The sequence below is a fragment of the Haloferax sp. Atlit-109R genome, assembly GCF_003665865.1.
In the GTDB taxonomy this organism is placed as follows: domain Archaea; phylum Halobacteriota; class Halobacteria; order Halobacteriales; family Haloferacaceae; genus Haloferax; species Haloferax volcanii.
On sequence record NZ_QPLO01000001.1, the window covers coordinates 1,084,088 to 1,100,305 of the forward strand.

The 16,218-nt window shown below is 68.8% G+C and carries 14 protein-coding genes; 5 read left to right on the plus strand and 9 right to left on the minus strand.

All coding sequences use genetic code 11. The features are described 5' to 3' along the window. Nucleotides 1-45: 45 nt before the first annotated feature. Both DVK03_RS05690 and DVK03_RS05695 read right to left on the minus strand, forming a co-directional pair. A complete protein-coding gene (locus DVK03_RS05690) occupies nucleotides 46-1,824 on the minus strand; it encodes a globin-coupled sensor protein (RefSeq protein WP_115802431.1) in 1,779 nt (592 codons plus the stop codon). Between the two features lie 66 nt (nucleotides 1,825-1,890). Next, nucleotides 1,891-2,385: a hypothetical protein gene (locus DVK03_RS05695; protein ID WP_115802432.1), complete on the minus strand. Its 495-nt coding sequence runs from the start codon at nucleotides 2,383-2,385 to the stop codon at nucleotides 1,891-1,893. A 189-nt stretch (nucleotides 2,386-2,574) separates the two neighbouring features. On the opposite strand from DVK03_RS05695, the gene DVK03_RS05700 reads away from it, so the two are divergent. Both DVK03_RS05700 and DVK03_RS05705 read left to right on the plus strand, forming a co-directional pair. Then, nucleotides 2,575-3,453 carry a CbiX/SirB N-terminal domain-containing protein gene (locus DVK03_RS05700; RefSeq protein ID WP_006600461.1) on the plus strand — a complete coding sequence of 293 codons (879 nt, stop codon included), beginning with the start codon at nucleotides 2,575-2,577 and terminating at the stop codon, nucleotides 3,451-3,453. Further along, the gene (locus DVK03_RS05705) at nucleotides 3,453-4,619 is read left to right on the plus strand and encodes a DR2241 family protein (RefSeq protein WP_115802433.1); all 1,167 of its coding nucleotides are present in this window, start codon (nucleotides 3,453-3,455) and stop codon (nucleotides 4,617-4,619) included. Before DVK03_RS05700 ends, DVK03_RS05705 begins: the two co-directional genes overlap by 1 nt. A 57-nt stretch (nucleotides 4,620-4,676) precedes the next feature. Here the strand turns inward: DVK03_RS05705 and DVK03_RS05710 are convergent, their stop codons facing one another. The 3 genes from DVK03_RS05710 to DVK03_RS05720 all read right to left on the minus strand — a co-directional run bounded on the left by DVK03_RS05710 (nucleotide 4,677) and on the right by DVK03_RS05720 (nucleotide 6,939). After that, the gene (locus DVK03_RS05710) at nucleotides 4,677-5,258 is read right to left on the minus strand and encodes a hypothetical protein (protein ID WP_115802434.1); all 582 of its coding nucleotides are present in this window, start codon (nucleotides 5,256-5,258) and stop codon (nucleotides 4,677-4,679) included. A gap of 55 nt (nucleotides 5,259-5,313) precedes the next feature. Then, entirely contained in the window at nucleotides 5,314-5,499 is a 186-nt protein-coding gene (locus DVK03_RS05715) for a methytransferase partner Trm112 (protein WP_013035425.1), read from the minus strand. Nucleotides 5,500-5,607: 108 nt separating this feature from the next. Then, nucleotides 5,608-6,939 carry an adenylosuccinate synthase gene (locus DVK03_RS05720; RefSeq protein WP_004043805.1) on the minus strand — a complete coding sequence of 444 codons (1,332 nt, stop codon included), beginning with the start codon at nucleotides 6,937-6,939 and terminating at the stop codon, nucleotides 5,608-5,610. 233 nt (nucleotides 6,940-7,172) lie between these two features. Between DVK03_RS05720 and DVK03_RS05725 the strand changes: the two genes are divergently transcribed. Continuing rightward, the gene (locus tag DVK03_RS05725; protein WP_004043804.1) at nucleotides 7,173-7,478 is read left to right on the plus strand and encodes a hypothetical protein; all 306 of its coding nucleotides are present in this window, start codon (nucleotides 7,173-7,175) and stop codon (nucleotides 7,476-7,478) included. A 265-nt stretch (nucleotides 7,479-7,743) separates the two neighbouring features. On the opposite strand, the gene DVK03_RS05730 is transcribed toward DVK03_RS05725, so the two are convergent. Further along, nucleotides 7,744-10,023 (minus strand): hypothetical protein, encoded by a 2,280-nt coding sequence (locus DVK03_RS05730; protein ID WP_115802435.1) that lies wholly within the window; start codon nucleotides 10,021-10,023, stop codon nucleotides 7,744-7,746. Between the two features lie 162 nt (nucleotides 10,024-10,185). Between DVK03_RS05730 and DVK03_RS05735 the strand changes: the two genes are divergently transcribed. After that, a complete protein-coding gene (locus DVK03_RS05735; RefSeq protein ID WP_115802436.1) occupies nucleotides 10,186-11,091 on the plus strand; it encodes an SAM-dependent methyltransferase in 906 nt (301 codons plus the stop codon). Here the strand turns inward: DVK03_RS05735 and DVK03_RS05740 are convergent, their stop codons facing one another. Beyond that, a complete protein-coding gene (locus DVK03_RS05740; protein WP_004063859.1) occupies nucleotides 11,092-11,916 on the minus strand; it encodes a CDP-alcohol phosphatidyltransferase family protein in 825 nt (274 codons plus the stop codon). A gap of 277 nt (nucleotides 11,917-12,193) precedes the next feature. On the opposite strand from DVK03_RS05740, the gene DVK03_RS05745 reads away from it, so the two are divergent. Next, complete coding sequence (locus tag DVK03_RS05745) at nucleotides 12,194-13,852, plus strand: TrkA family potassium uptake protein (RefSeq protein WP_004043800.1); 1,659 nt, start codon at nucleotides 12,194-12,196, stop codon at nucleotides 13,850-13,852. A gap of 183 nt (nucleotides 13,853-14,035) precedes the next feature. On the opposite strand, the gene DVK03_RS05750 is transcribed toward DVK03_RS05745, so the two are convergent. Next, nucleotides 14,036-14,884, minus strand: a complete 849-nt coding sequence (locus tag DVK03_RS05750) for a heme-copper oxidase subunit III (RefSeq protein ID WP_004063857.1) — start codon at nucleotides 14,882-14,884, stop codon at nucleotides 14,036-14,038. A 220-nt stretch (nucleotides 14,885-15,104) separates the two neighbouring features. Then, nucleotides 15,105-16,181: a phytoene/squalene synthase family protein gene (locus tag DVK03_RS05755; RefSeq protein WP_049922094.1), complete on the minus strand. Its 1,077-nt coding sequence runs from the start codon at nucleotides 16,179-16,181 to the stop codon at nucleotides 15,105-15,107. Between the last annotated feature and the right edge of the window lie 37 nt (nucleotides 16,182-16,218).

A 16,218-nucleotide genomic window follows, 5' to 3' on the forward strand; every position in this document is an offset into this window, starting at 1 on the left:
GCCCGCCGAGGCGACCGCCGCGCCGCCGTCACCTCATCGCAGCGGTTACTTCGTCCACTCCGGGCGGTCGGCCTCGCCGCGGCGAATCTTCGCCAGCGTCTCCTCCGAGAGCAGTCGCTTGACGAACGCCGGAATCCGGTCGGTCGGGTCGGCGGTCGCATCGTCGCCGGTCGGGGTGGACGCCGCGCCGCCGACTCGGTCGCCCGCCGGGCCCGTCGCTCCCATCTCTCTGCTGACCGCGCGGTCGGCGTTCGCCGCCGACGCGAGCGCGTAGTGGCCGCCTCTGGTGGCGACGCCGCCGTCGGTCGTCGTCTCGGCGCGCCGGCGGAACGATTCGAGGTCGGCCTCGCGGTCCAACTCCTCGACGGCCGTGTCGAGGTCGGCGGCCTGTTCGGCCTGCTCGGAGACGCTCTCGGAGATGCGGTCTATCTCCGCTGTCACCTCGTCGACCTGCGTCGCCGCGTCGTCGACGAAGGTGGCGATGTCGGAGGTGAGCGTCGCCTGCTCGTCGGTCGCCCGCGCCACCTCGTCGATGCCGTCGGTCACGTCGGCGACCGAGTCGGTTATCTCGTCGAGGCTCTCGACGGTCGATTCGACCCGCTCGATGCCGTGGTCGATGTTCTCGTCGGCCGACGACAGCGCCTCGGCGGTGTCCTCGATGTGGTCTGTCACGTCCTCTATCATCTGGCCGATGCGCTCGGCCTGCGACTTCGACTCGTTCGCGAGCGACTTCACCTCGTCCGCGACGACGGCGAAGCCGGAACCGGCCTCGCCGGCGCGAGCGGCCTCGATAGAGGCGTTGAGCGCGAGCAGGTTCGTCCGGTCGGCCACCTCGTCGATGACCTCGACGATGTCCTGAATCTCGTCGATGGCGGCCACGAGCGCCTCGACGTTCACGGTTATCACGTCGCGGTCGTCGCCGACCTGCCGCATCGCGTCGATTGCCTCGCCGGCCTCGGCGCGGCCCTCCTCGGCCCGCGTGGTGGCCTCGTCGCTTCGGGAAGACACGTCGTCGGCGGTGGCCGCGACCTCCTCGACGGTCGCGCTGAGGTTCGACAGCTCGGCGGCGATTTCCTCGGTCATGTCGGCCTGCCGGGCCGCCAACCCCTCGATTTCCGCGATGCTCTGGCTCGTGCCCGCGGTCTCCTCGTGAAGTTGGGACGCGACCGACTCCAGGTCCCCGCGGCTCTCTCTGGCCCGGCGGACCTCCTCGCGGACGTCCAGCGAGTACGAGTAGAGGTAGGTGGCGTTGACGACCTGTCGGTCGAGGTTGAGCCCGCGGACGACCGCCATCATGTCCGCGAACGCCTCGTCGACGGCGTCTTCGACGCGGTCGGCGTCCTCGCCCGACAGCGACTCGGTGGCGTCGGCGACGGCGCGCCCGCGGAGTTCGTCCGCGAAGATGCCGGTGACGTTGGCGAACATCCCGCCGAAGTAGTGCAGCGGCATGTCGAGTTTGTCGTGGAGCAGGCCGATTCGGGTGCGCGCCGCGTAGTGGTTCTGGTCGTAGTTCCCGTCGGTGAACGAGCGGTAGTAGCCGGAGACGACCGCGCGGAGGCCGTCGACGTCTGTCTTCGAGCGGTCGATGACGTCCGTCGTCCGCTCGTTGGCGAGAATCGGCTCGACGAAGCCGTCGACGAGCGCCTCGTCGCGGGCCTCGACGACAGCTCGGAGGTCCGCGAGACGCGCGGCGTCCTCGTCGTCGAAGCCGACGAACGACTGCCGCCAGCCCAACTCGTCGCCGTCGAGGTCGAGTTCGGCGAGGAGTTCCGTGGATGAAAGCGAGATGTTGCCGGCGTCGTCGCGAGGGCTGGGCGAAACCATTGAGGAACTCACCGACTCCGAGGTAATAAGCGCCGGCCGTCGGCTATCACGGTTGATAGCCGGGAATCAGACGTATAAATCGCTGACGGCCGCTTCGACGACGCGGAGGGCGGCGGCCCCCTGTCGGCGCGGCACGACCACGGCGAGCGCGTCGCCCGCGACGCCCGCGGCGTCGACGACGACGGACTCGGCGTCGAGCCGGGAGAGGACGGCGGCGAGGACGGCGGGGTCCACCTCGCCCTCAGCGATGATAGCCGTGAGCGGGCCGCCGCTTGCGAGGTCGACGCCGGCGACCGAGAGCACGGGGTCGTCGTCGGTCTCCTCGACGTCCTCGCCGACGAGGCCGACGCCGCTCCGCATCGTCACGGACGCGTCTCGGGGGTCGGCTTCGAGCGGCGGGAGGTCGGCGGCGAACCGGCGGAGCGCGGCCGCGACCGCCTCGTCGTCGCCGAGGTCGAGTTCGGCCGCGGCGGCGGCGTAGTTGACGACGCCCGCGCGGAGCGCGGCGAGGAGGTACGGTCGTTCGCGGACTGCGTCGCGCGCGTCGGCGGCGAGGGACATGCCTCAGCCGTGGTCGGGCGCGCGCAAAAAAGCGCCGCTCGTCGGGCGCTGTCGCGGCCGTCTCGGAGGCGACTCCCCGCCCCACCGCGTCGCGCCGCCTGAACGAGTAGTGAACGCGAGTTGGCCGAACCCGAAGATTCCTTTCTCCGATGCGAAGTTCATAAGACACTCCCCTCGTAACCCCCGGACATGCAAGCTCTGGTCATCGTGGCGCACGGGTCGCACCTGAACCCGGATTCGAGCGCCCCCACCTACGACCACGCGGACACGGTCCGCGAGGTGGGCGCGTTCGACGAGGTACGGACCGGCTTCTGGAAGGAAGAGCCGTCTATCCGCGAGGTGCTCCGGACCGTCGAGGCCGACGAGGTGTACGTCGTCCCGCTTTTCATCAGCGAGGGCTACTTCACGGAGCAGGTCATCCCGCGGGAACTCCGCCTCGACGGGTGGGACGTGGCCGACTGGGACTCCGACGGCCTGTCGGCGTCGCACGTCACCCTCACCGCGAGCGACGTGCCCGAGAAGACGATTCACTACTGCGGGCCGGTCGGGACGCACGCGGCGATGACCGAGGTGTTGGTCCGCCGGGCCGAGACGGTCACCGGCGACCCGAACGTCGGTGAGGGCTTCGGCCTCGCCGTCGTCGGCCACGGGACCGAGCGCAACGAGAACTCCGCGAAGGCCATCGAGTACCACGCCGACCGCATCCGCGAGATGGACCGCTTCGACGAGGTGCAGGCGCTCTACATGGACGAGGAACCCGAGGTCGACGACGTGACCGACTACTTCGACTCCGAGGACGTGGTCGTCGTCCCGCTGTTTATCGCCGACGGCTTCCACACCCAGGAGGACATCCCGGAGGACATGGGCCTGACCGACGACTACCGAACGGGCTACGACGTGCCCGCCGAGGTCGACGGCCACCGCCTCTGGTACGCCGGCGCGGTCGGAACCGAGGGCCTCATGGCCGACGTGGTACTCGAACGCGCCGCCGACGCGGGTGCCGACATCGGTAACAGCCTCGAAGTCGTGCGCGAACGCACCCGGAAGACGCCGCAGGAGGCGAACTGATGGGGCACCACCGCGACGCCCTCGTCGACGCCGCGGCGACCGGCGACGGCGTCTCGCTCGACGGGCTCACCGTCGCCCCCGACGGCGACGGCGGGTTCCGCCTCGAAACGCCCGACGCGACGCTCTCGGGGCTCACCGAAGACGGACTCCGCGAGGCTCTCGACGACTGCGACGACTACGCGACGAACTGGTACTTCTGGTCCGAGGTCGTCGGCGAGTCCAGCCCGCAGCGACGGGCGTTCCTCCGCTGGGTCGAGGGCGCGCCGGTCGATACGGGCGGCGACGGAAACGGAAGCGACAGCGCCAGCGACGCCGACGCTGACGCCGACGCCGCTTCGGTCCCCGAGCGCTACGACGCCCTCCGAGACGGCGTCAGCCGCGAGTGGGGCCAACTGCTCGTCACGGTCACCGTCGACGACCACGGCGAGCGCTCCTACGAACTCCGCCACGCCGACGAGGCCGCCGCCGACCGCGACGACCTCGACGCCTACCACGAACCGCTCGCGGCCCGCCAGTTGGCGACCTACGACGAGAAGGGGCGGTACCGCCCGCTGAAGTCCGGCAGCAACCTCGCCGGCGGCTGGCTGTTCCCCGCCCTCGACGGCCGCGACCTCGTGGAGACCGTCGAGACGTTCTACCCCGCGTCGGTTCCGAACTGGTACCGCGAGCGCCGGGGCGAACTCGACGTGACCCACTGGGAGGACGCCATCGGCCGTCAGACCGGGATGTACAGCGTCGTGAAGACGTGGAACCGCGGCGACGGCCACGAACACGTCGACTGGGTCGCGGAGGCCTGCTGCGCCGACAGCCAGTGCGTCAAGCGCCGCGAGTGGCAGTACGACGACGACACCGACCTCGACGTCGACGGCGGCGACGGCGCGTTCCCGTGCCGCGAGCCGTGTTCCGTCGTCATCGCGGCGTCCCGCAAGTGGACGCGGCTGGAGGGCGAGGAGACCCAGACCTACGAGTTCGAACTCACGCCCTCGGAGAAACAACAGGTCGAAGACATCATCGACGCCGTCGCGGACGGCCGCATCGACGACATCCGCGAGGCCGACGTGTACGAGGGCGCGAACCGTTACCGGGCGCGGTTCCTGCGCGCGAAACTGTTCGACGACGACGGCAACCTCGGCGGCGTCCCGACCGACGCGCCCGACGACGAGTAGGCCGCGCCGCGAGCGCTCTGCGTTTCGTTTTCCGATGCCGTCACCGCATCGTTAGCGTCACCGCATCGTCAGCACCAGCGCCGCGAGGACGCCGCCGACGACGACGCCGGCCCCGAGGGTGATGGCGAAGCTCTCGAACACCGAGGCGAGCACCACCGCGAGGACGAGCGCGACGAGCGCGAGGCCGAAAAGCGGGGCGGCCCGCGGGTCGACGCTCGGGAACACGTCGGCGATGCTCTCGGTCACGCTCGGCTCGGGTTCGGGCTGTTTCGGCTTCGACAGCGTCTCGTCCACGTCGACCGGCGGTTTGCCTCCGGAGCCGGGTTCGACGGTCACGTCGACGTATCTCGTCTCCGAGCCGTGGCCCGAGACGATTTTGAGCTTCCCCGACACCGGCTCGGACGGCTGGGTGACGAACACCTCGACGGTCTTGGTCTGGTCGCCGTCGACGAAGTGGTTCCCTTCGGACAGGCTCGCCGCGCGCGAGAGTTCGTCGTCGATGTGCAGGTGGACGTGCACCGCCTGCCCCTCGTTCGCGAGTTCGACCGAGAACGGCCCGTTCGTCGAGAACGACGGCGCTACCGAGAGGTCGTGCGGGCGCTCGTCGTTCAGCGTGACGGTGAGCGGCGCGTTCGACACGGCTTCACCGTCGAGACGAGAATAGAAAAACGTTCAGGTCCGATGAGGTGTCCCCTCAGTCGTCGCGCATGTCCGGCGGTAGGAGGTTCGGGATGCCGTCCTCGATGGGGTACACCTCGCCGGTGACCGTACCGATGAGCCGCCCCTCGATGATTTCGTCGCCGTCGCGCTCGTCGACTTCCAGCTCGAGTTCGCTCTTGTCGAGGGGGTCACAGAGGATGTCCATCAGGGATTCTTTCATCGTCGTGACGGTGGATTGCGCGAAGTAAAAGCGTACGGGTTCGCCGCCGTCGCCGCGGTGGTCGGTGGACGGCGGCGGGCCGTCATCGGTCGGCCGACAGCGCGGCGCTCAGTCGTCGAACGGGTTTTCGATGTGGACCGTCTGCTCGCGGCCGGGGCCGACGCCGACGGCGTAAATCGGCACGTCGAGTTCGTCCGAGAGGTATTCGAGGTAGTCCTGTGCGGCGTCGGGGATGGCGTCGTAGCCCTCCTCGGCGACGGCCGCCCAGTCGACTTCCGGCCACGTGTCGAACTCCTTGAGGACGGGTTCGCACTCGCCCCAGCGCTCGGTCGTCGCGGGCATCGTCAGGCGTTCCTCGCCCTCCAGTTCGTAGGCGTGGCCGACTTTGACCTCGTCGAGGCCGGCGAGCACGTCGAGGTGGTTGACGGCGATGCCGGTGAAGCCGCTGACGCGGGCGGCGTGGCGGAGCATCGGCATGTCGAGCCAGCCGATGCGGCGCGGGCGGCCGGTGACGGTGCCGAACTCGCCGCCCTTCTCGCGGATGAACTCCGCGAGCTCCTCGTCGCGGTCGTCGCCTTTCAGCTCGGTCGGCATCGGGCCCTCGCCCACGCGGGAGAGATACGATTTGACGATGCCGACGACCTCGCCCTGTCCGACGACGGTCGGACCGACGCCGGTGCCGGTGGCCGCGCCGCCCGCGGTCGGGTTCGAGGAGGTCACGTACGGGTAGCTCCCGTGGTCGATGTCGATGAGCGTGCCCTGCGCGCCCTCGAACATCACGTTGTCGCCGGCCTCGCGGCGCTCGGCGAGGAAGTCGCCGCAGTTGACGGCCATGTCGTCCTCGCGGAGGCGGCGGCCGATTTCGGTGTACTCCTCGACGAGCGCTTCCACGTCGCACTCCTCGCCGGCTTCGAGGCCGTACACGTCCTCGATGAGCGCTTTCTTCTGGGGAACGACGTACTCCAGTCGCTGGCGGAGCACGTCGGGGTCGAGCAGGTCGCCGACGCGGATGCCGCGGCGGCCCGCCTTGTCCTCGTAGGTGGGGCCGATGCCGCGGCCGGTCGTGCCGACGGTGAGGTCCGAGTCGGCCTTCGCCTCCTCTTCGATGTTGTCGAGGCGGCGGTGGTACGGCATGATGACGTGCGCGCGCTTGGCGAGGCGCACGTCGGGGTCGAGGCCGCGCTCGCGGAGGTCGTCGATTTCGGAGAACAGCGTCCGCGGGTTGATGACGCAGCCGTTTCCGAGCACGCCGATTTTGTCGCGGACGGCCCCGCTCGGGACGAGCGACAGCTTGTACTCCTCGCCGTCTTCGACGACGGTGTGGCCGGCGTTGTCGCCGCCCTGATAGCGGACGACGATATCAGCGTCGCCGCCCCACAGGTCGACGAGCGCGCCTTTGCCCTCGTCACCGAGTTGCGAACCGACGATGGTAACAGTCATACGTCGGCCGTTCCCCGCGCCGGACTAAACAGATTACGGTCGCGGCCGACGAGCAATGCACGTTCGTGTCTAATTATCGCAGAACCATCGAGGAATACGCCATGAACACGCATTGGCGTGGCGGCGGATAACACAACGGTTAATTAGTGTCCTCGTTAAGGTCGCGTTATCTCATTTTTTCGCCGGCTCGGAGGGCAAGGCTTAAAGCCTCCCAAGAAGAGTTAACAAATGGCATGATAGACCGACTTGAGAAGGAAGTCGATATGTTGGAGCGCCATCTCCAGGTCCTGAAGATGGTTATCGAAAGTGAGCCGATCGGCATCGTGAAGATGTCCAACGAGACGGGCTACCCGCACCACAAGGTTCGCTACTCCCTCCGCGTTCTCGAAGAAGAGAACCTCATCGAGCCCTCCAGCCAGGGCGCAATCACCACCGAGCGCACCCAGGAGTTCGTCGACGAACTCGACGACAAGCTCGACGAAATCGTCGGCAAGCTCGAATCGATGAAAATCGAGGAAGCGGCCGAAATCGAGAACTAACCACACTTCAGGCGCACGCGGTCGTTCTATCCTGTTTCGTCCGACGAGTCTCTCCGGGCACGACATCGGACCGACCGCGTTAGCGACGCTTCGACGCGGTCGGAACCGAACGGTACCGACCCGACACCACGGACACTCGCCGCGGACGCTCTCCGAGCCCCGCGGTCGTTTCACTATCGCTTCGTACCGCCGACAGCCGCGGCGAACCGCGGACACAAACTAACACAGCGACAGCGACCGCGACGACGGTCGAATCGGGGCCGACTCAGAGGTCGGGCACGTTCAGGTGGAACTCGCCACCCCGCGCTTCGACCAGACAGAGATGGTAGCCCTGTTTCCGCGAGAGCTTCACGAAGCTCTTGCGTTTCGACCGACTCAGGAGACCGCCGCCGGTCTCCTCGGTCGCGGCCTCCAGCGCCCCCGGCTCGAAGAAGCTCTTCGTGACCATGAACGCCGAGCCGAGCGTCTCCTTCGCGTTGGCGACGCCCTTCGAGTCCTTGATGAGTTGGGTGACCATCGGACGGGTCGCCGGGTCCCGCGAGTCGTTCAGGTTCGCCACGAACAGCGGCTCGCCCATCTGGTCGCGGACGATGATGTCGAACTGCCGGGATTCGGCTTCGCCGTCGCCGAGGGGTATCGAGACGCTCCCGTACAGTTCGATTCGGTCGGCCTTCGGAATCGAGTCGAAGACGCCCGCGAGGCTCGACCGGTTGCCCGTCTCGCCGATTTCGTAGAGCAGGTCGGTGACGACCCACTTGGCGAAGCCGTACTCGGGCGTCTCGTGGAGGAACTCCTCGTAGGGCTGGCCGTCGATGCCGAGCCCCTCCGTGTCGAACGTGGTGTGGTGTTCGAGCCGGAGGTTCTCGACGACCTCCTCGCGGGAGGCCTGCCCGTCGTGGGCTTTCTCCAGCGTCGCCTCGCCCTTACGGGCGTAGCGGACGAACAGGTTCGTCCCGCGGAGCGCCTCGTCGGCCGACATCGAGCGGTCGGTCGACCGAAGCCCCGCCTCGTCGAGCTGTCCCCGAAGCCGTTCGACCTCGGATTCGAGTTCGGCGACGCGGTCTGCCAGCTCCTCGGCGTGCGAGCGGTGTTCGTCGCGCTCCTCGCGGAGTGAGTCGCGCTCGGATTCGAGCCGGTCGCGCTCCGACTCCAGCGCCTCGACCTGCTCTTTCAGCGACTCGGCTTCCGCCGGGTCGACGGCGGGCTCGTCCGGCGTCCCGTCGGCCGGCTGGGCCTGCCGCTGGTTCGGCCGCTGGCTCTGGTCTTGCGGCGACGCCCGCGATTCGCCCTGTGACTGCCGGCGATGCGTCGCCTGCGTCGTGTTCCGCTGGTGGCTTCGAGGCGTCCCGGGGCGGCCGTCGACGGACTCCCCCTCGGCGTCGCGGGGGTCGAGCGACGGAATCGACCGGGCGTTTCGCCACTGCGCCTCGGCGGAGAACACGTCGTCGCCGGTCGCGCCGCCCTCCGGGTCCGGGTCCGGGTTCGGGTCCGGAGACGCCGCCTCGCCGTTCTTCTGTGGGGCGTCGGTGACGACCGGTCCCTCGCCTGTCGGCGGCCGCGACTCCTCCGGCACGGGCCGGCTCGTGGGCGACGCGGCCGCCTCGGTTGACTCCGGAGACCGCGACCCGCCCGGAGTCACAGACGGTCCGGACCCCGTCTCGGTCAACTCGTCGTCGGGGCTCGTCGACGCTGCCGGCTCGGCGTCGTCCGCGGTCGCGTCAGCCGCGGCCGCCGCGGGGTCCGGTTCTTCGTCGGCCGGAGCGTCGGCCATCGCCGGCTCGCTGTCGACGGATTCGCCGTCGTCTTCGTCTTCATCGTCATCGCCGTCACCGTCGGCGGGTTCGGGTGCGGTCTCGTCGACAGCGGTTGTCGTCCCCGACTCGTCAGGGACCGCCGGTTCGGGCTCCGGCTCCTCGGACGGGTCTGTCGCGTCGGTCTCGTCGTCCGCCGGAGCGACGCCGCCCGCGGCGGCTCCCGTCGCATCGTCGGCTTCCTCGTCGGAGTCGGCTTCGGGAATGTCGACGAGGTCGATGTCCACGTCGTAAACCTTGTAGATGCCAACCTCGTCGCTCGCGCGCTCGAACGCCTCGTCGCCGGTGATGAGCCGCTTGCTGTTGCCGACGAAGGCGGCGCTCATCGACTTCCCCCCGTGGTAGACGACGAAGTAGTCGCCCGAGAGCACGTTTTCGGACAGTTCGACGTAGCCGGTGAAGCCGCCCGACGAGAGCGTTCCGTTTGCGTCTTGCAGCGGCGTCTCCTCCGTGTAGTACTGCGCGCGGACGTCGCCGCCGGTCTCCTGCATCGCGTACAGAAGCGGCAGCGCTGGGTCCGGTGCGCGGTGCGCCTCGAACGATTCACCCTCGAAATCTGCAACCGCCCCGTCGAAAACGCCGAGGAGACGGCCGTTGAGCATGAATCCCCACGTCATGCCAGCGACGACGGCTCCTGTGAAGCCGTCGTCCGCGAGCGACCGGAGGCCACCGTAGCCTCGTTCGGCGGGCGCGGAGTCCCACCCGGTCACCGCGTCAATAATCTCGCTATCCATTTGGGGTTACATCACCGGAACCGAATCAAATACTTTCCGGGCGAATCGAGCGAATGTTTAGCTCAGTTCACACTTCAGCGTGCTTGCTGTGACCGATTCGCTCGCCGCGGTCGGAACCGAGCCGGGAGAACGGTTATACGAGTCCGCCGAGACGGGTCGGTCGTGACCAGCCACGACGACCGGTTCGTCCACTACCTCCGCGCGAAGGAGCCCGTGGACGACCGCGCGCTCCACCGACCGACGCTCGCGAGCCTCATCGACCGGCTGGAGGCACGCGCCGAGTCGCGGTCGGGAGAGCCGCTCCGCGTCGTCTCGGTCGGGGCGGGGACGGGCGCGATGTGTCGACGGCTCCTCTCGTGGGGCGTCTTCGACGCGCACGACGAAATCAAGTACGTCATGGTCGACCGCACGCGCGGGATGGCGGACAACGCGGCCGCGGCGTTCGCTGAGTGGGCGCGCGCCGCCGGCTGGACCGCCGAGCCGACGCCCGACGGCTTCCGCATCGAACGCCACGGCCGCAGCGTCTCGCTGACCTACGTGACGAGCGACCTCTTCGAGGCGATGACGGTCCTCCCGAAGGCGATCGACCTCGTGGTCGCCCACGCGGTCCTCGACGTGCTCCCGCTCCGACGGGCGGTCGACGCGCTCCTCTCGCGGCTCACCGACGACGGCCTCTTTTACGCGCCCATCACGTTCGACGGTCGAACCGCGTTCCGCCCGAGCCACCCCGACGACGACGCGGTGCTCGGCGCGTACCACGAGACGATGCGCGGCGGCGACCGCGCGGGACCGAACACCGGCTTCGACCTCCTGTCGACCCTGCGGGAACTCGGCGCGCCGGTCGTCGCGGCCGGCGGCTCGGATTGGGTCGTCCACCCGCCGCACGACGACGAGGCGCGAATCTTCCTCGACCGCATCCTCGGCTTCGTCGAGGAATCCGTCGGCGAGTCGGCCGCGGTCGACCGCGCGACGCTCGACGGGTGGCTCGACGCCCGACACGACGCCCTCGCGGGCGACGAACTCGCGTACGTCGCTCACAACCTCGACGTGTTGGCCGAACTCGACTGATTACTCCGCGACTGGCGCGTCTCCGTCGCCCTCGTTTCCGAGGCGGCCCGAGACGTAGCCCCAGTCCCGAGCGAAGCCGACGAGGAGCGCCGCGGCCGCGACGCCGGTCACGAGCGGCATCCACGAGTCGAAGACGCCGGGCGCGAGCGCCAGCGGGACGACGACCATCTGGACGCCGGCGAGGACGCGCCGCGAGGCGCGGGGCGGGAGGTCGAACGTCGGTCGCCCCGCTCGCTCGCGGAGGCGACGGCCGACGAGAAAGACGTACCGCGCCGCCCCGACCGAGAGGTACCACCACGCGAGTTCGCCGAGGAGGACGCCCGCGAGCGGGGCGACGAGGAGGCCGAAGGCGTCGACCGCGGTGTCGAGTCGCGCGCCGAGGCGGCTGACGCGGTCGAGTCGGCGGGCGAGCGCCCCGTCGAGCGCGTCGAGCGCGGCGGCGACGCCGTAGCCGCCGGCGGCGGTCCACGCCCACGACGGACTCAGCGACCCGTGGAGCGCCACGCCGACGATGCCCGCGACGCCCGCGACGAGAAACCCGCGGACGAGCGTGACGGTGGTCGGGACCCCGAGGTCGTCGTAGGCGCGGGGCGATTCCGCCGCGGATTCGGCCGTTCCGGCGTTTCCGGGCGCGACGTTCTCGTCCGCGTTCGCGTAGGCGTACGCGCAGAGCCCGACGACGACGAGCAGGGTCCCGGCGGCCCACGTCGCCGCGGCGGTCTCGGGCGAGGGCGCGGCCCGCGAGACGAGCCAGAGCCACTCGACCGCGAGCAGTCCGCCGACCACCAGCGTGGCCGCGGCCGCCGCGCCGCCGGTTTCGAGCACCCGCCGTCTCGTCCGACGTGTCGTCCGCGGCGTCGCCGCGCCGTCTCCCGAGAGCGTCACGGCCGCCGACTGTCGCCTCGGCGGTCGGACGGTGTGCTACACATACCCGTACAGGGGGACGGGCGGCTGTTAAGTATTCCTCGCGTAACAGGTCAGGGCCGCGCGACGAATCATCGGCGGCGAGGAGAGCCCCCCGCGAACGCGGCGTCTCGACGGCGGCTCATGGAACGCCTCCCGCGTCAGGACGCTTTTAGCCACCGGCGGCCATAGCGGGTGTATGTCTATTTCGGGCGACGGCCCCGGGTTGTCGAAGGCGAAGCGACGACTCGGCCGCTATCTCGCGGGTGCCGGGCTGTTGATGCTCACGTTCTCCATCGCGTACCAGTGGGCGGCGGGCTTTTTCGCCGGCGAGGACATCACCTTCTTGCAGGCGGTCCACGTCGTCGTCGAGACGTTCACGACGACGGGCTACGGCGAACAGACCCGATTTTGGGTCGACCATCCGCCGCTGCTCGCGCTGTCGATTCTGATGCAACTCACGGGCGTCACGACCGTCTTCCTCACGCTCCCGCTGTTTCTCGTCCCGCTCGTCGAAGACGCCCTGCGGACCGCGCCGCCGACGGCGTCGACGCGCTCGGACCACGTCGTTATCTGCACGTTCACCCCTCGCGGCGACGCCCTCGTGGACGAACTCGATTCGATGGACGTGCCCTACGTGATTCTCGAAGCCGACCGCGACCGCGCCGAGGAGCTACACGGCGCGGGCTACGACGTCGTCCACGGCGACCCCGAGGACGTCGAGTCGTTGGAGGCGGCGAACGCGGCCGAGGCGCTCGCCATCGTCGCCGACGACGATGACGAGACGAACGCGAGCATCATCCTCGCCGCGAAGCAGGCCGCGCCGGACGCCCGCGTCGTCAGCCTCATCGAGGACCCCGACGTCGCTGACTACCACCGCTACGCCGGGGCCGACCGGGTCGTTTCGCCGCGCCGGCTCCTCGGCGAGAGCCTCGCGGGCAAGGCGACCACGTCCATCTCCTCGGAACTCGGCGACGCCATCGAAATCGGCGAGGACTTCGAGGTCGCGGAGCTGCTCGTCCAGCGCGGCAGCCCCGCCGAGGGTCGGACCATCGCCGAGAGCGGCATCGGGGACGTCACCGGCGTCAACGTCATCGGCGCGTGGTTCACCGGGGAGTTCGTCTCCCCGCCGGCCCCCCACGCCGTCATCGACGAACACACAATCCTGCTCGTCGTCGGCCGCGAGAAGCAGCTCGAAGAACTCCGCGCGCTGACGCTGTCGTCGGCGCGGCGCTTCCGCCGCGGGACCGTCATCGTCGCCGGATACGGCGAGGTCGGTTCCACCGCGGCCGAGAAGTTGGCGAGCGCCGGCGTCCCGCACCTCGTCGTCGACAAGCAGGACAAGCCCGGCGTCGACCTCGTCGGCGACATCACCGACCCGCAGACGCTCTCCGAAGCGAACGTCTCCGAGGCTCGCGGCGTCCTCCTCGCGCTCGACAACGACACCACGGCCGTCTTCGCCACGCTCGTCTCCGAGCGCGTCTCCGAGGAGACGGAGGTCATCGCCCGCGCCAACGAGACCGAAAGCATCGCCAAGCTCTACCGCGCCGGCGCGGATTACGTCCTCGCGCTCTCGACGGTCGCCGGCCGGATGCTCGCCTCGACGGTGCTCGACGAGGAGGTCATCGCGCCGCAGTCGCAGATAGAAATCGTCCGGACGAACGCCCCCGGCCTCGTGGGGCGGACCCTCGCCGGGGCCGACGTTCGCGCCCGAACGAACTGCACCGTCATCGCCGTCGAGCGAAACGGCGCGCTCGTCACCGAGGTCGGCCCGGAGTTCCGGGTCGAAGCCGACGACGACCTCGTCGTCGCCGGCGTGGACGAAGACATCTACCGCTTCAACGAGCAGTTCGGGTGAGCGGCCGAGGGCGGTCACGGGTGGGCCGGCCCGGCTGTCGGTCGTCGCTCGGCCCTGTACGGTCGTCGTTGGGTCGTCGTTCGGCCGTCGCTCGGTCGTATCGGCGTCCGTCGCTCTCGGAGAAATCAGCGGAAAAATCGGTGCCGCCGCGACGCGGCGACAGGCGGATCCGGTTCGGTTCGGTTACGCGCCGACTTCCGCGCCGACGTAGAGGACGACGACGAGGAAGATCCAGACGACGTCCACGAAGTGCCAGTACATCGAGGCCGTGCTGACGGAGACGTGGCGCTCGGCGGAGTACTGCCCGCGGAGCGCGCGGACGAAGACGATACCGAGAAGCACCGCGCCGAGGCTGACGTGGAGGCCGTGCAGGCCGGTGAGGCCGTAGAACGCCGACCCGAAGATGCCGTCGGTAATCGAGAAGTTCGAGTGGACGATGAACTCGTAGTACTCGTACACCTGCCCGCCGATGAATATCACGCCGAGCAGGAGCGTGACCGCGAGCCCGAGGACGAAGTTACGGTGGTTCTCCTCGCGGATGGCGACGTGGGCCCAGTGGAGCGTGAGACTGGACACGATGAGGATGGCGGTGTTCGCTAACACTAACGACCCCGTGAGATGCGGGAGTTCTTGCGGTGGCCACGTCCCCGCGCGGATGAAGAAGTAGTACGCGAACAGCGCGCCGAACGTCCCGAGTTCGGAGCCGAGGAAGGCAATCATCCCCCAGCGGAGCTTCGATGCGCTCTTCTGGCTCGCGTCGCGCGACCAGAAGTGGCTCACGAACGCGTGGTACAACCAGCCGTAGAGTCCGGCCAGGAAGAGGAAGATACTGCCGATGAACACGGCGGGACCCGCCGTCTGGCCGACGATTCCGTCCTGTCCCATGACGTACAGCCCGGCACCGGCGTAGATGCCCGCGCCCCCGACGGCGGTGACGAACGGCCACCAGCTCGCCTCGCCGAAGCCGCGCGGCCAGTCCTGAACCGCCGGCAGGTGATGGCCGTGGTCGTCGTGTGCTTCTTCGGTACTCATAGACGCCCGTTATGCTTGGGTTACTAAAAATCCTCCCAAACTGCGTTCGTCACGGGACCGCATGGCCCTCGAATTCGGTTCCGCCGGGGTCGCGGCGGGTGCGAAGCGTGGCGTTCGCGGGAGAGGAACTAACCGCCGCGTTCGGCGGCGCTCGAAGCGAACGGACGGAGAAGAGACGCGAAAACGGAACCGAGGCCCGACCGACGGCGCGGCGTCGTCTTCAGTCGAGGTTCGTCGTCGCTCGGTGGAACGGCTGGCGCGAGATGATTTCGCGCATCTCGGCGAGCGACTCGGAGCTCGCACCGTTCATCTCGGAGACGACGGCGAACACCTCCTGTCGGGAGATTTTGACGCCCTCGCCCGTCACCGCGTGTTCGGGGTTGGCGACGAGTTCGCGGAGCGTCCCGACCGCGAGGAGGAACGGAATCGCCCACGCGGCGAGCGTGTTGCCCTCGCGGAGCGGCACCGTCTCCAGGTAGGTCTGCGCGTCGTCGAGGAACGACTTCGCGTGGTCGGCGGTCCGCGCGACCACCGAGGCCGTGCGGTCGTTGTGCTCGGGGTCGACGACCTCCTCTTGGGGGACGCCCGCGTCGTCGAGCCAGTCGGCGGGGAGGTAGACGTTGTTCTCGGAGGTGTAGTCGTCGTGCACGTCCTTCGCGATGTTCACGAGCTGGAGGAGCAGGCCGAACTCCTCGGCGGTGTCGTAGAGCCGCGAGCGGCGCTCGCTGTCGACGTTGCCGCGGGTCACGAGGTTCGTGATGAGGTTGCCGACGGTGCCGGCGGCGTAGTAGCAGTACTCCTCTAGCTCCTCGCGGGACTGGATGCGGAGCCCGCCGGTCTGTGAGTAGCGTTCGACGAACATCGCCATGCCCGAGACGAGTTCGCGGACCGGCGGCGTGACCGCCTCCCGCACGTCTTCCGGAAGCGCCTCGAACGTCCGGAAGACCCGAGCGGTGTTGGCGACGACCATCCAGTCGTCGGACTGTTCGCCCTCCGGGGGGAGGTGCGGCTGTACTGCGGCCACGAACTCGTCGACGGTTGTGTCGTCGTCGGGGTCGAGCGCGCGGTCGTAGAGTCGAAGGAGGTGTGCCTGCTCGTCGGGCGCGATTGAAGACGAATCCTCCACGGTGTCGGCGATTCGACAGAGGAGATATCCGATACAGATGTGCGACGCCATCGGTTCGTCGAGGACGTCGACCGTGAGGGCGAAGGTCCGAGAGACCCCCTGAACTGCATCGTGACACCAATCGAGGTCGTCATCAGTTGCCGGTGGCCGGGCATCGGCGTGTCGAGACATTCGAAGCGTACCCGTATTACGGAAGGGGGGATAAAAA

What these genes read in the sequence shown, in the direction of transcription:
- DVK03_RS05750 (WP_004063857.1), bottom strand. Translation starts at nt 14,884, where the DNA reads ATGAGTACCGAAGAAGCACACGACGACCACGGCCATCACCTGCCGGCG.
- DVK03_RS05690 (WP_115802431.1), bottom strand. Translation starts at nt 1,824, where the DNA reads ATGGTTTCGCCCAGCCCTCGCGACGACGCCGGCAACATCTCGCTTTCA.
- DVK03_RS05695 (WP_115802432.1), bottom strand. Translation starts at nt 2,385, where the DNA reads ATGTCCCTCGCCGCCGACGCGCGCGACGCAGTCCGCGAACGACCGTAC.
- DVK03_RS05700 (WP_006600461.1), top strand. Translation starts at nt 2,575, where the DNA reads ATGCAAGCTCTGGTCATCGTGGCGCACGGGTCGCACCTGAACCCGGAT.
- DVK03_RS05725 (WP_004043804.1), top strand. Translation starts at nt 7,173, where the DNA reads ATGATAGACCGACTTGAGAAGGAAGTCGATATGTTGGAGCGCCATCTC.
- DVK03_RS05755 (WP_049922094.1), bottom strand. Translation starts at nt 16,181, where the DNA reads ATGTCTCGACACGCCGATGCCCGGCCACCGGCAACTGATGACGACCTC.
- DVK03_RS05745 (WP_004043800.1), top strand. Translation starts at nt 12,194, where the DNA reads ATGTCTATTTCGGGCGACGGCCCCGGGTTGTCGAAGGCGAAGCGACGA.
- DVK03_RS05720 (WP_004043805.1), bottom strand. Translation starts at nt 6,939, where the DNA reads ATGACTGTTACCATCGTCGGTTCGCAACTCGGTGACGAGGGCAAAGGC.
- DVK03_RS05715 (WP_013035425.1), bottom strand. Translation starts at nt 5,499, where the DNA reads ATGAAAGAATCCCTGATGGACATCCTCTGTGACCCCCTCGACAAGAGC.
- DVK03_RS05730 (WP_115802435.1), bottom strand. Translation starts at nt 10,023, where the DNA reads ATGGATAGCGAGATTATTGACGCGGTGACCGGGTGGGACTCCGCGCCC.
- DVK03_RS05705 (WP_115802433.1), top strand. Translation starts at nt 3,453, where the DNA reads ATGGGGCACCACCGCGACGCCCTCGTCGACGCCGCGGCGACCGGCGAC.